The sequence below is a fragment of the Paenibacillus sp. R-74696 genome (assembly GCF_055814915.1).
This window is the reverse complement of the sequence record NZ_JBPULM010000025.1, coordinates 110497-130818: the sequence shown is the minus strand read 5'-3', so window position 1 is coordinate 130818 and position 20322 is coordinate 110497. Positions and strand designations below refer to the sequence as shown.

The 20322-nt window shown below is 46.6% G+C and carries 12 protein-coding genes and 1 pseudogene; 12 read left to right on the top strand and 1 reads right to left on the bottom strand.

The window, feature by feature from the left end:
• The 12 genes from ACSR9A_RS07975 (at window position 1) to ACSR9A_RS07920 (ending at window position 19372) form a co-directional block, all read left to right on the top strand.
• Window positions 1–2163, top strand: a complete 2163-nt coding sequence (locus ACSR9A_RS07975; protein WP_473756548.1) for a hypothetical protein — start codon at window positions 1–3, stop codon at window positions 2161–2163.
• Window positions 2163–2495 (top strand): hypothetical protein, encoded by a 333-nt coding sequence (locus ACSR9A_RS07970; RefSeq protein ID WP_473756547.1) that lies wholly within the window; start codon window positions 2163–2165, stop codon window positions 2493–2495. The genes ACSR9A_RS07975 and ACSR9A_RS07970 overlap by 1 nt, the downstream gene beginning before the upstream one ends.
• Window positions 2496–2764: 269 nt before the next feature.
• On the top strand, window positions 2765–4057 hold the full coding sequence (locus ACSR9A_RS07965; protein ID WP_473756546.1) for an S-layer homology domain-containing protein: 1293 nt from the start codon (window positions 2765–2767) through the stop codon (window positions 4055–4057).
• Between the two features lie 376 nt (window positions 4058–4433).
• A complete protein-coding gene (locus ACSR9A_RS07960; protein ID WP_473756545.1) occupies window positions 4434–7439 on the top strand; it encodes a DUF5704 domain-containing protein in 3006 nt (1001 codons plus the stop codon).
• Window positions 7440–7463: 24 nt separating this feature from the next.
• Entirely contained in the window at window positions 7464–9632 is a 2169-nt protein-coding gene (locus tag ACSR9A_RS07955) for a hypothetical protein (RefSeq protein WP_473756544.1), read from the top strand.
• A gap of 16 nt (window positions 9633–9648) precedes the next feature.
• Window positions 9649–10251, top strand: a complete 603-nt coding sequence (locus tag ACSR9A_RS07950) for a pentapeptide repeat-containing protein (protein ID WP_473756543.1) — start codon at window positions 9649–9651, stop codon at window positions 10249–10251.
• Window positions 10252–10552: 301 nt separating this feature from the next.
• The gene (locus ACSR9A_RS07945; RefSeq protein WP_473756542.1) at window positions 10553–10789 is read left to right on the top strand and encodes a CdiA C-terminal domain-containing protein; all 237 of its coding nucleotides are present in this window, start codon (window positions 10553–10555) and stop codon (window positions 10787–10789) included.
• Between the two features lie 17 nt (window positions 10790–10806).
• Window positions 10807–11247 carry a hypothetical protein gene (locus ACSR9A_RS07940; protein WP_473756541.1) on the top strand — a complete coding sequence of 147 codons (441 nt, stop codon included), beginning with the start codon at window positions 10807–10809 and terminating at the stop codon, window positions 11245–11247.
• Between the two features lie 590 nt (window positions 11248–11837).
• Entirely contained in the window at window positions 11838–13130 is a 1293-nt protein-coding gene (locus tag ACSR9A_RS07935; protein WP_473756540.1) for an S-layer homology domain-containing protein, read from the top strand.
• Between the two features lie 15 nt (window positions 13131–13145).
• Window positions 13146–16511 carry a DUF5704 domain-containing protein gene (locus tag ACSR9A_RS07930; protein WP_473756539.1) on the top strand — a complete coding sequence of 1122 codons (3366 nt, stop codon included), beginning with the start codon at window positions 13146–13148 and terminating at the stop codon, window positions 16509–16511.
• A gap of 24 nt (window positions 16512–16535) precedes the next feature.
• On the top strand, window positions 16536–18758 hold the full coding sequence (locus tag ACSR9A_RS07925) for a hypothetical protein (protein ID WP_473756538.1): 2223 nt from the start codon (window positions 16536–16538) through the stop codon (window positions 18756–18758).
• An 11-nt stretch (window positions 18759–18769) separates the two neighbouring features.
• Window positions 18770–19372, top strand: coding sequence for a pentapeptide repeat-containing protein (locus tag ACSR9A_RS07920; RefSeq protein ID WP_473756537.1), 603 nt, complete (start codon window positions 18770–18772; stop codon window positions 19370–19372).
• Window positions 19373–20000: 628 nt separating this feature from the next.
• Here the strand turns inward: ACSR9A_RS07920 and ACSR9A_RS07915 are convergent.
• A pseudogene (locus ACSR9A_RS07915) lies at window positions 20001–20258 on the bottom strand (IS3 family transposase); the annotation flags it as partial.
• Window positions 20259–20322: the final 64 nt, after the last annotated feature.

Here is a 20322-nt window from a genome sequence, read left to right as displayed (position 1 = left end):
ATGGCTGGTAAGCAGGTCGTATTTAAACCGGATGAAGTGAGAAATTTACAGCGCCGGATGATTCAGATCGGGTCAGATACGGATGAGCTGCGTCGACGAGTGAGCGGGAAGATAGCGAGCTGGGATCGCCCCTTGCCGGTGCTGGGTAATCTGGAGCAAATTCAGAGACAACTGACGAGTTTGACGCAGGAAGCGGAGCAGATGACGGAAGTGATCAGCAAAGCGCTGAAGGGCATCGAGCGTGTGCAGGCGGAAGCGGCGCAGGAAGCGAAGCAGCTAGCGAAGGGGCTCAGCGGACTGGAGCGCTTTGACCTGTTGAAGCGGGTAGGGACGACAGGTGGCGGCAGCTACACGTCCGTGCCCGTCACCTTCCGCCCGATGGTGACAAACCTAATCGACCGGATATTGCCGCAAGCCAGCCGGGACCGCTGGTCGAGTGATCCGTTGGTGAAGGAGCTGCGGCGGGTTGCGGGCTTGCCAGGAGCGACTGCAGCGGAGAAGCTGGATGCGGAAATGAAGCTGGAGGCGATATTTGCCGAGCGGGATTTGATTGCAAAGTCGCAGACGGCGTATGCGGTGTACAAGCAGTTCGGGAATCATCTGCTGATGGCGGAGATGCATAAACAGGCGGAGATCAGCCGAGAGAAGCTGAAGGAGCTTGGTGTAACAGAGAGCTATTTTGCCCCGAACGTGAATATGACGAGTTATTTCAAGCAGGTGCCGCTACTGGCGTGTGACTATGATCCATCGTTCGCGCTGGAAGGGGATATGACGACGCGGGTGCCGCTGCCGGACAATGCGCGCTATTTGTTTATGGTAATGATGGCGCAAACGCAGGGTCCAATGGGAGAACTGGCGAGGGTGCAATTGAAGGAAATTCATGCGCTGCAGCAAACGATTCGAACCGCGGCGGGAGGATTAGTCACGAATGTACAGCAAGGTCAAGTCAAGGGCGGTTTAAAAGACCTGTTGACGATATTGCAAGCGAGCCAAGCTTTAAGTAAGTATGGTCCCCAGCCGAAGGAACCCGAGACACCGAAGACAGATGGTAAGGAAGAAGGGGCTCTAGAGAAATTCTGGAGACAAACCGTCGAGCAGACAAAGCAGGGCTTAGCGGACGGATGGAAGCAAATTCAAGCAGAAGGAAAAGAGGCATTAGACGGGTTCCAGGAAAAAACAGCTCAGTTGGAGAAGCTGCTCAGTGAAGGGTTAACAAGCGGTAAGCAAATCGTAATAGAAGGCTATGATCAAGCCGATGCTTGGTTAAAAGACATGTATGCCGATTTGGGACCGGCACTGAATCAGGGCAAGCAGGGTTTTTATGATTTCAGTGGGGGATTTATAGCGGCGGTGGATGATGCGATGTTTTTTGGACTAGCGCAGCATGTAGTAGAGAGTAATAATGAAGGAAGCGGCTTGGCTAAGGATACGGTAGGCTATCAACTCGGGAAAGTAACGGGCGATACCATGATGTTAGTAGGCGGTCTTATAGCCATGGCAGGGGGAATTGGTGGAGAAGTAGGGGGAACGGCTCTATATGCAACAGGAATTGGTGCTTTTGCTGGAGCTCCCATCCAGGTAGCAAGCTGGGGGCTCTTGGTCGGCGGAGGAACAGTAGTCGTCCAAAGTGCAAAAAACATCCCCGGTGACGTCAGCGATTTGTTCTCGAATATATGGAAGTCCGATAGCGGTCCGAAAGGCAAAGGGGATATTGATGTTCCTAAGGTTGAGGGGCAGGGTAATGTCAAGCCAATAAAAGAAGTTGAAATTGTTGATCACAATGGGAAACCTATTGGCGAACTAGATGAAATTGACTTGAAAAATGGTGTTTTTTACGAGGATAAAGCAGCGAAGGGATTGGATGTTATTAATCCTAGTACTGGATTACCTGCACAAACAGCTCAACAATTCACGGATAAACAGATACTGGGAAAAACGAGAAAGAGAATTAATAATATAGCGGAAGCAACAGCTACACGAGCTACTAAAAATGGAACGCAGGACGTTCCTTCTTTAGATCAAATAAAAGATATTCGTAAATTCGTCTTTAGATTGGACGGGGACACGCCTGAATTAAGACGAGCTGTCGAGAATAGTCTTAACCAACTGAGGACAGAGTTTCCTGATTACACTTTTGAAGCAATGTTTGGAGGGAAAAAGTAATGTCAATTAGTGCCATGATTTTAGATTCAAAGGACGAGTTTGAAGAGAAGTTTTTTGTTCCTGTAGCTACTGAGTCTTTTTTTGAAGAATGCTGGGAGCCTGCTATTGAAAAATTAGATTTAATATGGATTAAAGTGTTTTCAGTTGGTATAGATATAGTTGAAAAAGATTTTCCATTTGTTAAGCAAGAGCTTGCTCAAATAAAAGAATGGGCTATAGACAATTTATCTGAAGAAAATCGAATTAAAATAATTGAAAGAATTGAATTATTAGAGTTTGAAGTTCCGAAAGCTTTCTCTCATCGGGAGGGAATGGTGATTTTTATTGGATAATATATTTTAAAATAATAGGTTCATAAATTTAGGCTATATATGTAATCTATGCTGATGAATAATCAGACTTTGCTCTAGATGCAGCAGAATTTGACGTTGAAGGATTGAGTGAGTGAGGAGGGACGGCATTCTCGTAGTTGATGATAAGAAAATGTAGGGAACTGAAAGATTCCCTTTCCATTCGCTATATTTAGATTTTATAGAGGGAAATATAGATAAGGTTTAGACAGAAAGTTACTATGGATTTTTTAATGAGGAAGGGTTTGAATATGAAGAAAAGCAAATTAGGGATAGCGGCAGGACTATTAGTAGTAAGCATGTTGGTTACTTGTGGCGGTGTACAAGCGAAAGCAAAAGCTTCTAATGAAGCCATTACGTTAAGCTTAAAACAAAATTATGCGAGCACAGCTTCCACTCCTGTTTTTACAGATATTAAAGGGCACTGGGCGGAGGGGACGATTAAGCAGGCGGTAGCAGATGGCTACTTAAAAGGGTATGCAAACGGAAAGTTCAAGCCTAATGGACTGATTACGCGTGCAGAATTAGCTAGCGTATTGGTACGCATAACGAAAAACAAAAACGATGGTAGCAAGGTCAGCTTTACGGATGTGCCTGATAACTACTGGGCCGCAAGTGCCATTAACGGAGCGGTTGGATCAGGCTTTATTAAACCTGGCGATGCACCGGGAGGAAAGCTTAAACCGAATGAAGCGATGACCAGATATGACATGGCGAAATGGTTTTCGCAAGGTCTGGTAAGAAGTGAAGCCAGTTTTGCGAAGGCAATAAAGGAGGTAGAGGGTACCCTGCTGCCATTTACAGAAACCTATAAAGTAGGCATAAGTAAAACCCAAACCCCTTTCATCGCCATTGCGCGGGGAACAGGGCTGATGAAGGGGAAACCGGACAGCAGCTTTGGTTTAAATGATACGACTACCCGAGCAGAAGTGGCGGTAATGATTTACCGTTATTTAAAGCTAGAGGGTAGTAAGGCAGAGGATTATAAAGGACTGAATGAGTTAAGGGAAGTTGGTTTGTATGGTACCAATGCTGTTAGCTTAGGGAAGGCCACTTGGGGAAAGGCTCTTAGCGGAAAAACAGCAAGCTTGTACAGCGTTATGGAAAAAGACTTGGCATTGAAGTACAACAGGGGGACTATGAAAATGCATCGATACATAGTAATGGATGCTTCTAAGCCCGTGGGAAGTGAAGATCGTAGTATTTTTGCGGACATGTTTGTTAGAGCCGAAGCTCCTTATTTTAGAACATATACGGAGGTGACAGTAACGGCGAATGTAGAATTTGATGGTCCACATGCGTATTCAAGCTCCTTTAATTGGATAGCAGGTTCGAGAATCCATAATGCAGAGGATTTATTTGATGTCTATGGATATACAACTTTGCCTAATTCTTTCACACCGTTTGATAAGTACAAAAAGTTTACTGAGTTCATGCCGGTCGGAGAGCCTGTCACGTTTTGGCAAGAATCTGGTTATTCAGATCTGGGAATCGATATTCGGGCAGCAGATGGCACGCTAGCCATTTTTACTCTTCACAGGTAAAGAAATGATGGAGACTACTTATTGGAAAACATATTTACGTGCTTTATTTACTTTGAGTATTGTAATGATTTATGCGCTGTTCATACAGGAGTGCAATAGTACAATTATAGCGGCAGATGTGAATCGTCCTCTGTCAATACAGGCACCTACTGTGAGTCCGGCAGGCCCTGTTCGAAAACAAGTAAAGACTTATCCAGTGGCAACGACCAATGATGTGAATCCTAAAATTATTTGGTTTCAACTCGATAATGGAAGTTTCAGAGCCGAAGCTGAGGAGGCGAGAGCGGCAGGCTTTCCAGGCTTTGCAGTTGCGAATAATCAAGGCTCTGTTAATGCTCCATTTCCTGTAAGGACCAGCTTTATAGGAGTTACGGATATGGCTCCATATGCTCCGGGTGTTTTTAAGGATTCCGAAAACAATCAGCATGCTAAAGCAAGTCTGACTGAGTATCATCTTTCTAATGATCGAGACGAGCATTTTTTCTTAGGAGGAGATCCAGATGAGAACGTCTATGGCTACGAAGGGCTTGCACTGTACCCAAATGGAGACTTAAGTAAAAAACTAGTATATGAAGTTAAAACAGGAGGACCACGAATTACTGATCGTAGAGATTCAGGCAATGTAAATCAACAAAATAGAATAAAGTACATAGTTGATTATGAATTTAGAGCAAAAATAACATGGAGAGGAGAGGACAAGCAAACGAAGGAAATACGAATCGTAGGGGATGAAATCACCCAAGTCGGTGAAAGTACCTTGCTGCGAGGAGAAGTGTTGACGCAAGGCTTCGAGGGCTCAGATACATGGTATGCCGTCAATCCCCCTGCGGCGGTGTGGAGTTCAGATCGTTCCGCTGTTGTCAGTGTCACACCGAGCGGAACGATCGAAGCGCATCGTGAGGGTACAGCGAAAATAACCGTGCGCTGGCAAAAGGATGGATATGACCTCATTGCCAGTCGTGTCATTAGAGTGGGCTGCGCCGGAGATAGCTGCGAGGCTTCCGATATGTGCGTTCCGCAGCCAGGCCTAAGCCGTAGCCAAACCTCCATTACGCCGGATGCCCGAGGTGAGATTCGGGCTGATGCGCGAGGAGCGGAGCAGTTCGACGTGAGCAAGGGGATTCCAAGCAGTGACGCGCTGTATGCGAATGTATTTGGCAAAGCCTATCTCTTCGATTATACATTTGACCAAGAAACAGGCACCTGTACGTTTAAAATTCCGGTGTCCAAAACGTATACGTTGAAGTGGGAAACCGAGGAATCGGATGGTACTGATGCGGATGGCAATCCGAGAACGAGAACGGTTCGCCATCAGGAAACCGAAACGGTGACGAATATATATGACGTGGAGCGACCGTTTGCCTACTGGGAAATCACGACGTTCGATGCGTGGGGACTGAAGCAAGCAACGCTGAATCAATATGCGCTTCCCTATGGAGCGATTACGCTGCTACCAAATGGCTATACCGCGCCGGATGTGCAAGGGGGCGTGACGACTGAGCATATGGAGAAGCCGCCATATAGTGCGAAAGTGCTGGCGGGCGAAACGCTTGATGGCGGCAGCGAGCGCCCGAGCGTGCCGTCGGAGGACTGGACCGAAGAAGCAGAGGGGCAGGTTGGGCGCATCAAGGTATGGAACGACCGTCTGGATTTTGACGGCTCCGTTATCATGGACGACGTGCAGCAGGACGATGAAACCCCAGAGCCGATTGATATCGTAGAAGCCGAGGAGATCGGGGAAGATGTGCTCTACGAGAGTGGCTTGATCATACCCGGCACCCGGGCGAATAGCCGGGATGAGCCGAGTGATGGCATCCTATCGTACGAGAGCCTGCTGAGCATCAATGGAGAAGGGGATGTTCAAACGTTCCCGATTGAAGGGCTCAACACGGTGACCGTCCACACCCCAGTAGTCAATGATTCTGAAGCACCGGATGAAAACCGGGGCTTTGACCAAAGCGTCATCCCAAATATGGCGCGAACGGTGCTTGTACTGGGACGAGAGTTTTCCGTCGACTTTGACGAGACGGCGCCGCATTTGAGTCAGCTCGGATACGGCGACCGGGACTATGCGAGATATACGCGAAACAAACGAATTGTATTCCCGTTTGATGTGTACCACGGGAGCACCTTCTATCCAGCGCAAACGTGGATCGATTATCCCGTTGGAGCAGCCAAACAAACGTATCGGATTCCGGTGTGGGTACCGGAAGGGAACTACGATGCGGTGACGCAGGCGTGGGCGATTAATACACCGGATGGCTCGTCGGCGTATCAGACGGATTTGAATGGCGATCTCGCGAACTATGGAGCGAGCCGTACACTGCTCTTCACAGTACAAGGCCGCATTTCAGATTTCACCATCACGGACATTGGCGACCTGCGCTATGAATCGGTGTTTCGCACTGCGAAAGGCTCGAAGCAGCATTCGGGTTATGTCTATGAATCCGGTGGACGGACGAAGGACCGAGAAGAAACGAATCTAGCGAGCCAGCCCTCACGGCTATTGCCGATTCGGCCAGGCTCGCATCCAAGAGAAGCGGCTACGGTGCCGCATAATGGCTATCCCATCTCGTTCTACTTTGAAACCATCGGGAGCTATAGTGGCAAAGACGCAGGTATCCAAATCCAGCCAAGCTTCTGGTTTGTGAGCAAGCAGGGAGGAAACGCGCAGGAGGTGGACTTGTACTACGACGTATCCGGTCCACGGAATAAGCTGATTAAAGTCGGCTCGGCGCGCGATCAGGAGCTGTACAGCCGAACGTATCAGCTTGCTGATCTGCTACGCGGGGTGACGACGACCTCTCTGAGCCAAACGGCGAGCTATGAATATGATTATCTATTGTCTCCAGCGAATCGATTTGGCGCTTCATGGGAGAAATTCTGGAAGCACTACATTACGAGGAAAACGGTCATTAGTGCAGGGTACAGCCTAGAAGAGCTGTCATATGCGTCCCGCACGCTAGTGGGCCCAAGCGGCTCGCAGGTACCAGCCAGTGTGAATGCGGTGCAAGCGCTGCGGAGTGTGCAGCGATGGTATGGGGAGTACAGCCTGCCGATCGCGCCGTATGTGCTGCCGAAGGGCACGAATATTTTAGAGGTGACAAGGCAAAACGGCGGGGCACTGAATGGCAGTGAGGCGGCATTTTTGAAAAATGGCTACCTGATGGTTCATTTTGACCTGAGCGCCTACCAGCAGGAGCGGAAGGCGAATCCGGAAATCCGGTATGACGCGCCAATGGCGAATATGTGGGAAATTGAAGGACAGCCGCTCAGCAGCGTGAGCTATAGCGGTCAGACGTACCGCTTTCAATATGGGGATATCGCGATGTTTGAATCGAGCTTCTCGGTGCGCAATGACTTCCAAGGCACGGGGAGGTAGAACGGGTAAGCGAGGAGGTGTACAATGGCTGGAAAGCAGGTTGTATTTAAACCGGATGAAGTGAGGCGCCTGCAGCAGCAGATGGTGCGAATCGGGGCAGATACGGATGAGCTACGGCGACGGGTGAGCGGGAAGATCGCGAGCTGGGATCGTCCCTTGCCAGTGCTTGGGAGCATGGAGCAAATCCAAAGGCAGTTGACGACTTTGACGCAGGAAGCCGAGCAGATGACAGAAGTGATCAGCAAAGCGCTGAAGGGCATCGAGCGGGTGCAGGCGGAAGCAGCGCAAGAAGCGAAGCAACTGGCGAAGGGACTCAGCGGACTGGAGCGTTTTGACCTGTTGAAGCGGGTAGGGACGAAAGGTGGTGGCAGCTACACACCGGTGCCGGTCACCTTCCGCCCGATGGTAACAAACCTAATCGACCGGATATTGCCGCAGGCCAGCCGGGACCGCTGGTCCAGCGATCCGTTGGTGAAGGAGCTGCGGCGGGTCGCAGGCCTGCAAGGAGCGACCGCGGCGGAGAAGCTGGATGCGGAAATGAAGCTGGAGGCGATATTCGCAGAGCGTGATCTGATCGCGAAGGCGCAGACAGCGTATGCGGTATACAAGCAGTTCGGGAATCATCTGCTGATGGCGGAGATGCATAAACAGGCGGAGATCAGCCGGGAGAAGCTGAAGGCGCTTGGCATAGCGGAAAGTTATTTTGCCCCGAACGTGAATATGACGAGCTATTTCAAGCAGGTGCCGCTGCTGGCGTGTGACTATGATCCATCGTTCGCGCTGGAAGGGGATCTGACAACAAGGGTGCCGCTACCGGACAATGCGCGCTATTTGTTTATGGTGATGATGGCGCAAACGCAGGGTCCAATGGGCGAACTGGCGAGGGTGCAGCTCAAGGAAATTCATGCGCTGCAGCAAACGATTCGAACCGCTGCAGGAGGATTAGTCTCGGATGTACAGCAGGGGCAAGTAAAAAGCGGGCTGCTGAACGTGCTGACGATTTTGCAGAGCATGCAGGCATTAAGTAAGTATGATCCACCGCCAAAGGAAGTCATTGTCGAGGAAAAACCAGGTATGCTGGAGAAGTTTGGGCAGGATGCGATGCGTACCCTTGAACTGAACTGGAATTTTTTGAAAAACCAAGGGGCAGTGGAATGGGCTGCGATCAAGCAAACCGGAAATAGCATAGCTGAAATTACAACCGATTTATATAATGCTCACGTTGATCGAGCGAACAAGAGCAACGACTCGGTCTATGATTTTTTTAACAATGCGACGATGGGCTTGATCAGTGTACCCGGAGCGCTATGGGAGGAACATGTTGATCGAACGGAGAATCGGAATGAGTCGGTGTCTGCGTATTTGGATTATTTGAGCTTGGGTCTAACCGGGATGGTGCAGGGAGCATTTGCCCCAGAAAATCCGAATTCCAAGGAGCATGTGCAGGATGTAATCGGAGTGCTCGGCTTATTGTTCTCGGTTAAAATAAAGGGGCCAGGAGGAATAGAACCGACGGTTCCGAAAAGCCCAGAGGTCAAACCGGAGGCTGCAGGAAGTGGCCGTGGACTAGGATTTGGCAATCAGCTTGTGACCCCTGATGGGATACAATTTATGGACTCTTTTCCCAACAAAAAGCCGCCTATTGAAGTCCCAAAAACGGAAGTGCAGAAACGATATCTGGAAGAGATGGAGCGGCTGAAGCGAGAGGCTGAGGGGACAGGTAAAGGTAATAAGCCTAATCTATATGATGAAGCAGGAAACTATACTGGGGGGAGAACTCAAGCGGAGTTGGAGGATTTAGCAAGAGATCCCTCCCATGCTCTAAGAATAGAAGAACAAGGATTGAAAGAAAGAGATATAGGTCTTGATTTAGAAGGTAGGGGCATTCTTGGTAGAATTGTTCGTGACCTACAAGAATCTAAAGGAGCGGAATTTATTGATACAACTACAGGAATCAAGTGGGATATAAAAAGCTTTGAATCATATCCATTGGGCCATAACGGAATACCTATCACTAAGGTGCGTGATGGTGCTTTTAAAGTTGAAAAAGGTATGCAAAAAATATATACAGAATTTGAAAGGGGTCATAATGTAATTATAGATACAAGAAAATTGGCACCTGAACATGTTGAACAACTAAAGAAAGCAATTGAGGAATCAGGAGTATCGGATAGAATAATATGGTACCCTTAAGGAGGAAAGTGGAAAAATGATACAAAATATTAATAGCAAATTTGAACTGCATAAAAAATGGGTTGAGACAAGTGGTAAAGAAGGAGATAAATTAAGGTTGCAGGAAGTAGATTTTAGAAATTTTGATTTTTCTGATCGATTTTTGGAACAAGCAAATATAATAAATTGTATTTTTGATGATCTTAACTTAAAAAATGTGGATTTTCATGCATCTGTTTTATGCTCATCAACTTATGAAAATGCTAATATAGATACCTGTGACTTCTATAAATCAGATTTATCATATACTAATTTTTCTAATGCAACTTTAACTAGCGTTAGGTTTGCTAGAAGTGATTGTTGGGAAGCGATTTTTGAAAATGCCATTTTGATAGATTGCAATTTGTCGGCTATTAGTTTTACGTTAACAGACTTTAGCAACGCAAGTTTAGATAATGTAGATATAAGTGAATCAAGGTTTGAGAATGTATCATTTAATGGAGTAATATTGAAAAATATTAAAGGAATTGATGAGGCCAATTTTCATAGCATTAATATCGGTACAGCAGAAAATCCAGTAATTCTAGTAGGTAATGAAGCTGCAAGATGGGTAAAAGATAACAGTTCTAATAAAGAGTAGATATCAAGGAAGGCGCGATTTTAAAGGTGGTAATTGGACAACCAGTTGCCACCTTCTTAATTTGTAATTTTAAGCTCACAACATAGGGGACGGATGAAGTTGAAATTACAGGGACGACACTTTCTTCGGGAGGCAAACCTAAAGGCAAGTATGAAAAGCCCGACCCTAATGATCCTCGGCCGAAAGAACTTCAAAATGAAGCAGCGGATCTTTTAGCGAACTTAGGTCATGATATTGAAATGCTGCCTGATACAAAGGGTGGCAATGGCTATGGAATAAAAAAAACTCTAGTCCAGACTTTTTGATAGATGGCAAAGCATTTGACTGTTACTCACCTAAAGCCAATACACCTGTAAGAAATATTTGGGATACGGTAAAAGGAAAAACTGAAAAACAAGCAAGTCGAATTGTCATTAATTTGGACGATTTTTCAGGATTGGTTGATGATGTAGCTAAACAGTTTAAAGAATATAAGTTAGATACATTAGAAGAATTACTCATCATAAAAGATGGGAAATTCATTAGGCTTTATCCATAGAATTGGAGGGGTTTTATATGTTTTATTTATTCTTTTTAGTTGGAGATTATGATTTTGAATATTTAAAGGAAACTGTTACTGAGATTTTATGTAATGGTGAGATAATAACTAATTCCGATGTAGAACTTGAAGTAATAACTGACGGATTTAATGTAAGTATTACAGAAGGTGGTGATAGTGTAAATTTTCGAAGTGAAGATTATGGATTAAATTTCAAATATAAAATGTGGTTTGATATCTATAGCGATCATTCTAACGGAATAAATGAATTGATGAGATTTGTAGGAAGCATTATGAACAAAGTAAATGGCGAGTGCTTATTGGAATCAAACGGAGATACACCTGTAATGATAAGAAGAGATAATATAGTTATTGTTGATGATAAAGGGTTGGGAGGTTCTGAAAGGTTTCCATTTCATGAACTGAGGCTAAAATATCAAGAAGGTAGCATAAATTAATCGGGTAAAACACTAACTAGGTAGGTACTATTAGTGGATATGAAAGAGATAGTAAGTATGTCGCGTGTATATAAAGTGGAAAATAACAATGAAATTCATGGCTTTTCCGAGTTGGAAGTGGGGAAGTGTGAAGAATCGATAGGTTCTGTTTTACCGACCCAATATAGAGAATTTTTTTGGCAATAGGCCATGATACAGGATTGCTATTTCGAGAAACAGATATATTATTTCGCAATCTATATAGAAAAATTAATAGATGAATTCTAAGAGCGTGAATTACCTTTTCAAGTAGAGGGGGTTGTTTCAAGAAATTAAAGAAATTAATGAGCTTCGCAACTGGGAAGAGATTAAAAACTTTATTTATTTACATGGCAGAAGAAATTTAACCATAAAAAAGTAGAGCAAATGACTGAATTGTTTATGATTCGACTGTCCAGCCATTAAAAGATTTTTCAACAACTAGAGCCTAGCCACAAACTTAAGTCTGCTATGGCTCAATAGAGCATGCTGGAACAAGATTAGATGGTATAGGCTCGTTTTTTATTTTGTATGGGACATTTCATTAGAGCTCAAAAGGAGAGAACATAACAATGAATAAATACAAATTAAACATAGCAGTAGGACTGCTAGCAGTAGGGATGCTTGTCTCAAGTGGAGGCGTCCAAGCTAAAGAACAAGCAATTAGCGAATCAAGTCAGCCAGGTTTAAGTCAAACGTATGCAAGTGCGTCTGTCGCTCCGGCTTTTACAGATATAAAGGGACATTGGGCAGAAGCGACAATTAAGCAGGCGGTAGCAGATGGCTATTTAAAAGGGTATGCAAATGGAACGTTTAAGCCTAATGGGCTGATTACACGTGCGGAACTAGCTAGCGTATTGGTGCGCATAACGAACAATAAAAATGACGGCAGCAAGGTTAGCTTTACGGATGTGCCAAGCAGCTACTGGGCAGCGAGTGCGATTAATAGTGCAGTTGGAGCGGGCTTTATTAAATCAGGCGATGCAGCGGGCGGGAAATTTAATCCGAATCAAGCGATGACTAGATTTGATATGGCGAAGTGGTTCACGCAAGGTCTAGTTCGCAGTGAGGAAAGCTTTGCAAAGGCACTAAAGGAAGTGGAAGGAACGCTTTTGCCATTTACGGAAACGTATAAAGTTGGGATTAGCAAGACTCAAGTACCTTACATAGCGATAGCACGCGGAACGGGTCTGATGAAAGGAAAACCGGATGATAGCTTTGGCCTAAATGATACGACCACACGTGCAGAAGTGGCTGTAATGATCTATCGATATTTAAAAATAGAGGGAAGCAAGGCTGAGAGTTATAAAGGTTTAAATGAACTAAGAGAAGTAGGCGTGTATGGGACGAATGCGGTTAGTTTGGGTAAAGCGACAGGTGGGATATCGCTAAGTAAGAAGCCGGCTACCATCTATGATGTCATGGGGAAGGATTTGGCGTTGAAATATAACAGAGGCACGATGGTTATGAATCGTTTTATCGTTGTAGATAACTTGCAACCGCTAGGCAGTGAGGATCGGAGTATTTTTGCAGATATGTTTACGCGTGTACAAGGGACCTCATTTAGTATTTATACGGAAGTTACAGTCACGGCAGCAGTAGAGTTTGCTGATCCTACCTCCTATTCGAATTCATTTGACTGGATAGCAGGATCCCGAATTCATAGTAAGGAAGATTTGTTTGATGTGTATGGTTATACAACAGTGCCAAATCGATTCGGGCCTTTACAGAAACATCAAACGTTTGCAGATTTTTTACCAATAGGTGAACCAGTGAGATTTTGGCAAAAATCGAGATATCCAGACGGAGCTATTGATATTAAGGCGGCAGACGGCACATGGGGCATTATACGTCTTAACCGATGATGAAGGATGAAAAGTATGAATTTAAAAAAGACTATTCAGGTTTTATTTCTTTTTAGTTTTCTAATTACTGGGGTATGGGCACTGCAGGAATGGAGGGCTGCAGCAGCAGAAGCTCAAATCACTGCTAGTTCACTAGCTCCTACAGCTGGACCTCCTACGGTAAGCCCGACCGGCCCAGTCCGCAAGCAGACCAAAACCTATCCTGTCATTAATATACAAGATGTTCATCCAAAAATAGTGTGGTATCAGTTGGATAACGGATTTTTCAGAGCAGAATCTGAGGAAGCGGGTAGGGCGGGCTATGATGCTTATGTAGATGCTAGAAATATTGGAACGGTTAATAACCCATATCCTGTCATTACTAGTTTTACAGGAGTAACGGATATGGAGCCATATGCTCCTACTGTCTTTAGAGATGCTAATGATAATCAACATGCTCAGAATGATTTGGAGAAATGGTATATATCAGGAAATAGAGACGAGCATGTATTTGTGGATGATGAAAATGATGATGCTTACGAGGGGGTAAGTCTTTACCCAAATGGAGATTTGAGCAAAAAACTAGTATATAAGGTAAAAACGGGTGGTCCTAGTTATACAACTCAAACCCCCTTTTCAATTACTACTCCAGGCACACCAACCAAATATACAGTTGAATACGAATTTAATGCAAAAATAACATGGCGAGGCGAAGATAAACAAACGAAAGAAATACGAATCGTAGGGGATGAAATTACCCAGGTTGGCGAAAGTACCTTGCTGCGTGGTGAAGTGTTGACGCAAGGCTTCGAGGGCTCAGATACGTGGTATGCCGTTAATCCCCCTGCGGCGGTCTGGAGTTCAGATCGTTCGGCTGTTGTCAGTGTGACACCGAGTGGAACGATTGAAGCGCATCGTGAGGGGACAGCGAAAATAACGGTGCGCTGGCAAAAGGATGGATATGACCTCATTGCCAGTCGCGTCATTAGAGTAGGCTGCGCTGGAGATAGCTGCGAGGCTTCCGACATGTGCGTTCCGACGCCGGGCCTAAGTCGAAGTCAAACCTCCATAACGCCGGATGCACGTGGTGAGATTCGGGCAGATGCGCGAGGGGCAGAGCAGTTTGATGTGAGCAAGGGAATTCCGAGCAGTGACGCGCTGTATGCCAATGTATTCGGCAAAGCGTATCTCTTTGACTATACATTTGATCAAGAAATCGGCACCTGTACGTTTAAAATACCCGTGTCCAAAACATATACGTTGAAGTGGGAAACCGAGGAATCGGATGGTGAAGATGCGGACGGCAACCCGAGAACGAGAACGGTTCGCCATCAGGAAACCGAAACGGTGACGAATATCTATGACGTGGAACGTCCGTTTTCCTATTGGGAAATCACGACGTTCGATGCTTGGGGACTTAAGCAAGCGACGCTGAATCAATATGCGCTGCCCTATGGAGCGATTACACTGCTGCCAAATGGCTATACTGCGCCGGATGTACAAGGGGGCGTGACGGCCGAGCATATGGAGAAGCCACCATACAGTGCGAAAGTGCTGTCAGGGGAAACGATTGATGGCGGCAGCAGCCGTCCGAGCGTGCCGTCGGAGGACTGGACCGAAGAAGCAGAGGGGCAGGTTGGACGCATCAAGGTATGGAATGATCGTCTGGATTTTGACGGCTCCGTGATTATGGACGACGTGCAGCAGGACGATGAAACGCCAGAGCCGATCGACATCTTAGAAGCCGAGGAGATCGGGGAAGATGTGCTCTACGAGAGCGGCTTGGTCATTCCTGGGACCCGGGCGAACAGCCGGGATGAGCCGAGTGATGGCATCCTGTCGTACGAGAGCCTGCTGAGCATCAATGGCGAAGGGGATGTTCAAACGTTCCCGATTGACGGACTCAACACGGTGACCGTACATACCCCCGTGGTTAATGATTCCGAAGCACCGGATGAAAACCGCGGCTTTGATCAGAGCGTTATCCCGAATATGGCGCGAACGGTGCTTGTGCTGGGACGGGAGTTTTCCGTCGACTTTGACGAGACGGCGCAGCATTTGAATCAGCTCGGATACGGCAACCGGGACTATGCGAGATATACGCGAAACAAACGGATTGTATTCCCGTTTGATGTGTACCACGGCAGCACCTTCTATCCGGCGCAAACGTGGATCGATTATCCCGTCGGAGCAGCGAAGCAAACGTACCGGATTCCGGTGTGGGTACCAGAAGGGAACTACGATGCGGTGACGCAGGCGTGGGCGATTAATACGCCAGAGGGCTCATCGGCGTATCAGACGGATTTGAATGGTGATCTCGCCAACTATGGAGCGAGCCGTACACTGCTCTTCACAGTGCAAGGTCGGATTTCGGATTTCACCATCACGGACATTGGCGATCTGCGCTATGAAACCGTCTTTCGCACAGGGAAAGGCTCGAAGCAGCATTCGGGTTATGTCTATGAATCCGGTGGACGCACGAAGGACCGAGAAGAGACGGCGCTAGCGAGCCAGCCTTCACGGCTATTGCCGATTCGACCAGGCTCGCATCCAAGGGAAGCGGCCACGGTGCCGCATAATGGGTACCCGATCTCGTTCTACTTTGAGACGATCGGCAGCTACAGCGGCAAGGACGCAGGCATCCAAATCCAGCCGAGCTTCTGGTTTGTGAGCAAGCAGGGCGGAAGCGCGCAGGAGGTGGACTTGTACTACGACGTATCCGGTCCACGGAACAAGCTGATTAAGGTCGGCTCGGCGCGAGATCAGGAGCTGTACAGCCGAACGTATCAGCTGGCGGATTTGCTGCGCGGGGTGACGACGACCTCGCTGAGCCAAGCAGCGAGCTATGAATATGATTATCTGTTATCCCCAGCGAATCGATTTGGCGCTTCCTGGGAGAAGTTTTGGAAGCACTACATTACGCGGAAAACGGTTATTAGTGCAGGATACAGCCTAGAAGAGCTGTCGTATGCGTCCCGCACGCTAGTGGGCCCAAGCGGTTCACAGGTGCCAGCTAGTGTGAATGCGGTGCAAGCGCTGCGGAGCGTGCAGCGGTGGTACGGGGAGTATAGCTTGCCGATCGCGCCGTATGTGCTGCCGAAGGGCACGAATATTTTAGAGGTGGCAAGGCAAAACGGCGGGGCACTCAATGGCAGTGAGGCTGCGTTTTTGAAAAACGGCTACCTGATGGTTCATTTTGACCTGAGCGCCTACCAGCAAGAGCGCAAGGCAAATCCGGAAATTCGGTATGACGCGCCGCAAGCAAATATGTGGGAAATTGAAGGACAGCCGCTCAGCAGTGTGAGTTATAGCGGTCAGACGTATCGTTTTCAATACGGGGATATCGCGATGTTTGAATCAAGCTTCTCGGTGCGCAATGACTTCCAAGGCACGGGGAGATAGAACGGGTAAGCGAGGAGGTGTGAAATGGCAGGCAAGCAGGTTGTATTTAAACCGGATGAAGTAAAGCGCCTGCAGCAGCAAATGGTGCGAATCGGAGCTGATACGGATGAGCTACGTCGGCGGGTGAGCGGGAAGCTAGCAAGCTGGGACCGCTCATTGCCGATGCTGAGCAACCTGGAGCAAATCCAAAGGCAGCTGACGAGTTTGACGCAGGAAGCGGAGCAGATGACGGAAGTGATCAGCAAAGCGCTGAAGGGTATCGAGCGGGTGCAGGCGGAAGCAGCGCAGGAAGCGAAACAGCTGGCGAAGGGGCTCAGCGGACTGGAGCGTTTTGACCTGTTGAAGCGGGTGGGGACGACAGGTGGCGGCAGCTATACGCCCGTGCCCGTCACCTTCCGTCCGATGGTAACAAACCTAATCGACCGGATCTTGCCACAGGCCAGCCGGGACCGCTGGTCGAGCGATCCGCTGGTGAAGGAGCTGCGGCGGGTCGCAGTTCTGCAAGGCGCGACCGCGGCGGAAAAGCTGGATGCGGAAATGAAGCTGGAGGCGATATTCGCCGAGCGGGATTTGATCGCGAAGGCGCAGACGGCGTATGCGGTGTACAAGCAGTTCGGCAATCATTTGCTGATGGCGGAGATGCACAAGCAGGCGGAGATTAGCCGAGAGAAGCTGAAGGCGCTTGGGGTAGCGGAAAGCTATTTTGCCCCAAATGTGAATATGACGAGCTATTTCAAGCAGGTGCCGCTGCTGGCGTGTGACTATGATCCGTCGTTTGCGCTGGAAGGGGATCTGACGACGCGGGTGCCGCTGCCGGACAATGCACGTTATCTCTTTATGGTGATGATGGCGCAAACGCAGGGTCCAATGGGAGAACTGGCGAGGGTGCAGCTTAAGGAAATTCATGCGCTGCAGCAAACGATTCGAACCGCTGCGGGCGGATTAGTCACGGCTGTGCAGCAGGGTCAAGTCAAGGGCGGTTTAAAAGACCTGCTGACGATATTGCAAGCGAGCCAAGCCTTAAGTAAATATGGCCCCCAGCCGAAGGAGCCAGAAGTACCGAAGACAGATAGTAAGGAAGAAGGGGCTCTGGAGAAATTCTGGAGACAAACCGCCTTACAGGTAACACAAAGCTTAGCGATCGGTTGGAAGCAAATTCAAGCAGAAGGAAAAGAGGTATTAGACGGGTTTCAGGAAAAAACAGCGCAGTTAGAGAAGCTGCTCAATGAAGGGTTAACAAGCGGTAAGCAGATCGTAATAGAAGGCTATAATCAAGCTGATGCTTGGTTAAATGAAATGTATGCAGATTTGGGACCGGCACTGAATCAGGGCAAGCAGGGCTTTTATGATTTCAGTGGGGGATTCGTAGCTGCGGTGGACGATGCCATGTTTTTTGGCCTGGCACAGCATGTTGTAGAGAGTAATAATGAAGGAAGCGGAATGGCTAAGGATGCGGTGAGCTATCAGCTCGGGAAAGTAACGGGCGATACCGTGATGTTAGTGGGCGGTCTCATGGCGATGGCAGGAGGTGTTGGCGGAGAAGTAGGGGGGACGGCTCTATATGCAGCAGGATTTGGACTTGGTGGTTTTGCTGGAGCTCCCATCCAAGTAGCAAGCTGGGGGCTATTGGTCGGCGGAGGAACAGTAGTCGTCCAAAGTGCAAAAAACATCCCCGGTGACGTCAGCGATTTGTTCTCTAACATATGGAAGTCCGATAGTGGCCCGAAAGGCAAAGGGGATATTGATGTTCCTAAGGTTGATACTGGTGGTACGGGTAAAGGAAGTAAGCCCAATCTATATGATGAAGCAGGAAACTATACTGGAGGAAGAAATCAGAAAGGATTGGAGGATTTAGCAAGAGATCCTTCAAGTGGTGGGAAGATAGAACCTAAAAATGTAAATGAAAGAGATGTTGGATTAGCATTAGAAGCAAGAGGCGATTTAGGAAGAATAATTCGTGATCCCCAAGCAGAAAAGGGAGCAGAGTTTATTGACACCGCTACAGGCTTAAAGTGGGACGTGAAAAGTTTTGAATCATATCCAAGTGGTAGGAATGGAGTGCCTATAACAAATCCCAAAAAGGGTGCCTTTTCTATTAAAAATGGTATGCAAAAAATATATGAAGAGTTTTCTAAAGGGAATAACGTGATTATTGACACAAAAAAAATGGTGCCTGAGCATATTGAACAACTGAAGAAAGCTATTGATGAAGCAGGAATAGCAAATAGAATAGTATGGTATCCTTAAGGAGTGAGAAAATGGAAGAAGATATTCTTAGTATGTTTCATTTGCATAAAAAGTGGGTTGAGACAACTGGTAAAGAAGGAGAAATGTTAAAGTTAGATGAAGCGGACTTAAGAAGTTTTGATTTATCCGATATATTGCTTGAACAAGCATATTTAATAGAGTGTACTTTTGATGATCTCAAACTGGAAAATATTGATTTTCACACATCATTATTAGCATCGTCAACATTTAAAAATGCATATTTGGATAAATGTGATTTTTATAAATCAGATCTCAGATATACAGATTTTTCTAATTGCGTCATTAAAAGTAGTAGATTTAGTAAAGGTGATTGTTGGGAAGCAATATTTAGAAATGCATATTTAGTAGATTGTAATTTGATTAATGTATCGTTTTACTTAACGGATTTTAGTTGGGCAAGACTAGAAAATATAGATATAAGTGTAGCGACATTTGAAGAAACTTTATTAAGCGGAGTAACTTTGATAAATATCAAAGGTATAGAAGAAGCTCATATTAAAAGTATTAATATCGGTACGTTGGAGAAACCAGTTTTGTTGAAATCAGATGAAGCAAAGAAATGGATGTTAGAAAAATGTATAGTAAGTGGTTAAGCTGTTTGGCTACCGGTACCGGAATAATAAATAATTCAACCAAAAACACATCTAACATATGTAAATCGAATTGAACTAATATTCCACATTCGAGTGTAACGACTTGATGTGGTTTATTATTGTTCAAAAAATAGAAGACAAGCCTTTATGGGCGGTCTTCATCTAAATTCAAATGAATGTTTTTGTAGTAGAGAGTAATAATGAAGGAAGCGGAATGGCTAAGGATACGGTAGGCTGTCAGCTTGGGAAAGTAACGGGCGATACTGTGATGTTAGTGGGCGGCCTCGTGGCGATGGCAGGAGGTGTTGGTGGAGAAGTAGGGGGAACGGCTCTGTATGCAACAGGATTTGGTGCTTTGGCAGGAGCTCCCATCCAAGTAGCAAGCTGGGGGCTCTTGGTCGGCGGAGGAACGGTAGTCGTCCAAAGCGGAAAAAACATCCCCGGTGACGTCAGCGATTTGTTCTCTAATATATGGAAGTCGGATACCGGCCCGAAAGGCAAAGGGGATATTGATGTTCCTAAGGTTGATACTGGGGGGACGGGTAAATATGGTGAAGATATATCTAAACTGGGCACTGGTTCAGTTGGAGATTTTACTAACTTAAAAGCTGCATCAATTGATGAAATATTATCTAGAATTCCGATTGCGTTTAGCATTGTAGAAGCAGAGGATGTATTCAAAGATGCGTTTGCGTGCTTGCTCCCGAGTTTTAGAGCGCTCCAAATAAATGAGTTTCTTTTTAAGAACGCTATGGAACGCTTCGATGCAAGCATTGTCATAGCAGTTTCCTGTGCGACTCATACTCTCCTTCATATTGTAGGTTTTTAGATGGGCTTGGTAGTCTTAAGAAGCATACGGACTGCCTCGATCAGAGTGATGCAAGACTTAGATTGAATTGTTTATGATGAAGCTAAATAACCATTAGATGATTTTTCAACAACTAGAGCCT

What these genes read in the sequence shown, in the direction of transcription:
- ACSR9A_RS07975 (WP_473756548.1), top strand. Translation starts at nt 1, where the DNA reads ATGGCTGGTAAGCAGGTCGTATTTAAACCGGATGAAGTGAGAAATTTA.
- ACSR9A_RS07970 (WP_473756547.1), top strand. Translation starts at nt 2,163, where the DNA reads ATGTCAATTAGTGCCATGATTTTAGATTCAAAGGACGAGTTTGAAGAG.
- ACSR9A_RS07965 (WP_473756546.1), top strand. Translation starts at nt 2,765, where the DNA reads ATGAAGAAAAGCAAATTAGGGATAGCGGCAGGACTATTAGTAGTAAGC.
- ACSR9A_RS07960 (WP_473756545.1), top strand. Translation starts at nt 4,434, where the DNA reads ATGGCTCCATATGCTCCGGGTGTTTTTAAGGATTCCGAAAACAATCAG.
- ACSR9A_RS07955 (WP_473756544.1), top strand. Translation starts at nt 7,464, where the DNA reads ATGGCTGGAAAGCAGGTTGTATTTAAACCGGATGAAGTGAGGCGCCTG.
- ACSR9A_RS07950 (WP_473756543.1), top strand. Translation starts at nt 9,649, where the DNA reads ATGATACAAAATATTAATAGCAAATTTGAACTGCATAAAAAATGGGTT.
- ACSR9A_RS07940 (WP_473756541.1), top strand. Translation starts at nt 10,807, where the DNA reads ATGTTTTATTTATTCTTTTTAGTTGGAGATTATGATTTTGAATATTTA.
- ACSR9A_RS07935 (WP_473756540.1), top strand. Translation starts at nt 11,838, where the DNA reads ATGAATAAATACAAATTAAACATAGCAGTAGGACTGCTAGCAGTAGGG.
- ACSR9A_RS07930 (WP_473756539.1), top strand. Translation starts at nt 13,146, where the DNA reads ATGAATTTAAAAAAGACTATTCAGGTTTTATTTCTTTTTAGTTTTCTA.
- ACSR9A_RS07925 (WP_473756538.1), top strand. Translation starts at nt 16,536, where the DNA reads ATGGCAGGCAAGCAGGTTGTATTTAAACCGGATGAAGTAAAGCGCCTG.
- ACSR9A_RS07920 (WP_473756537.1), top strand. Translation starts at nt 18,770, where the DNA reads ATGGAAGAAGATATTCTTAGTATGTTTCATTTGCATAAAAAGTGGGTT.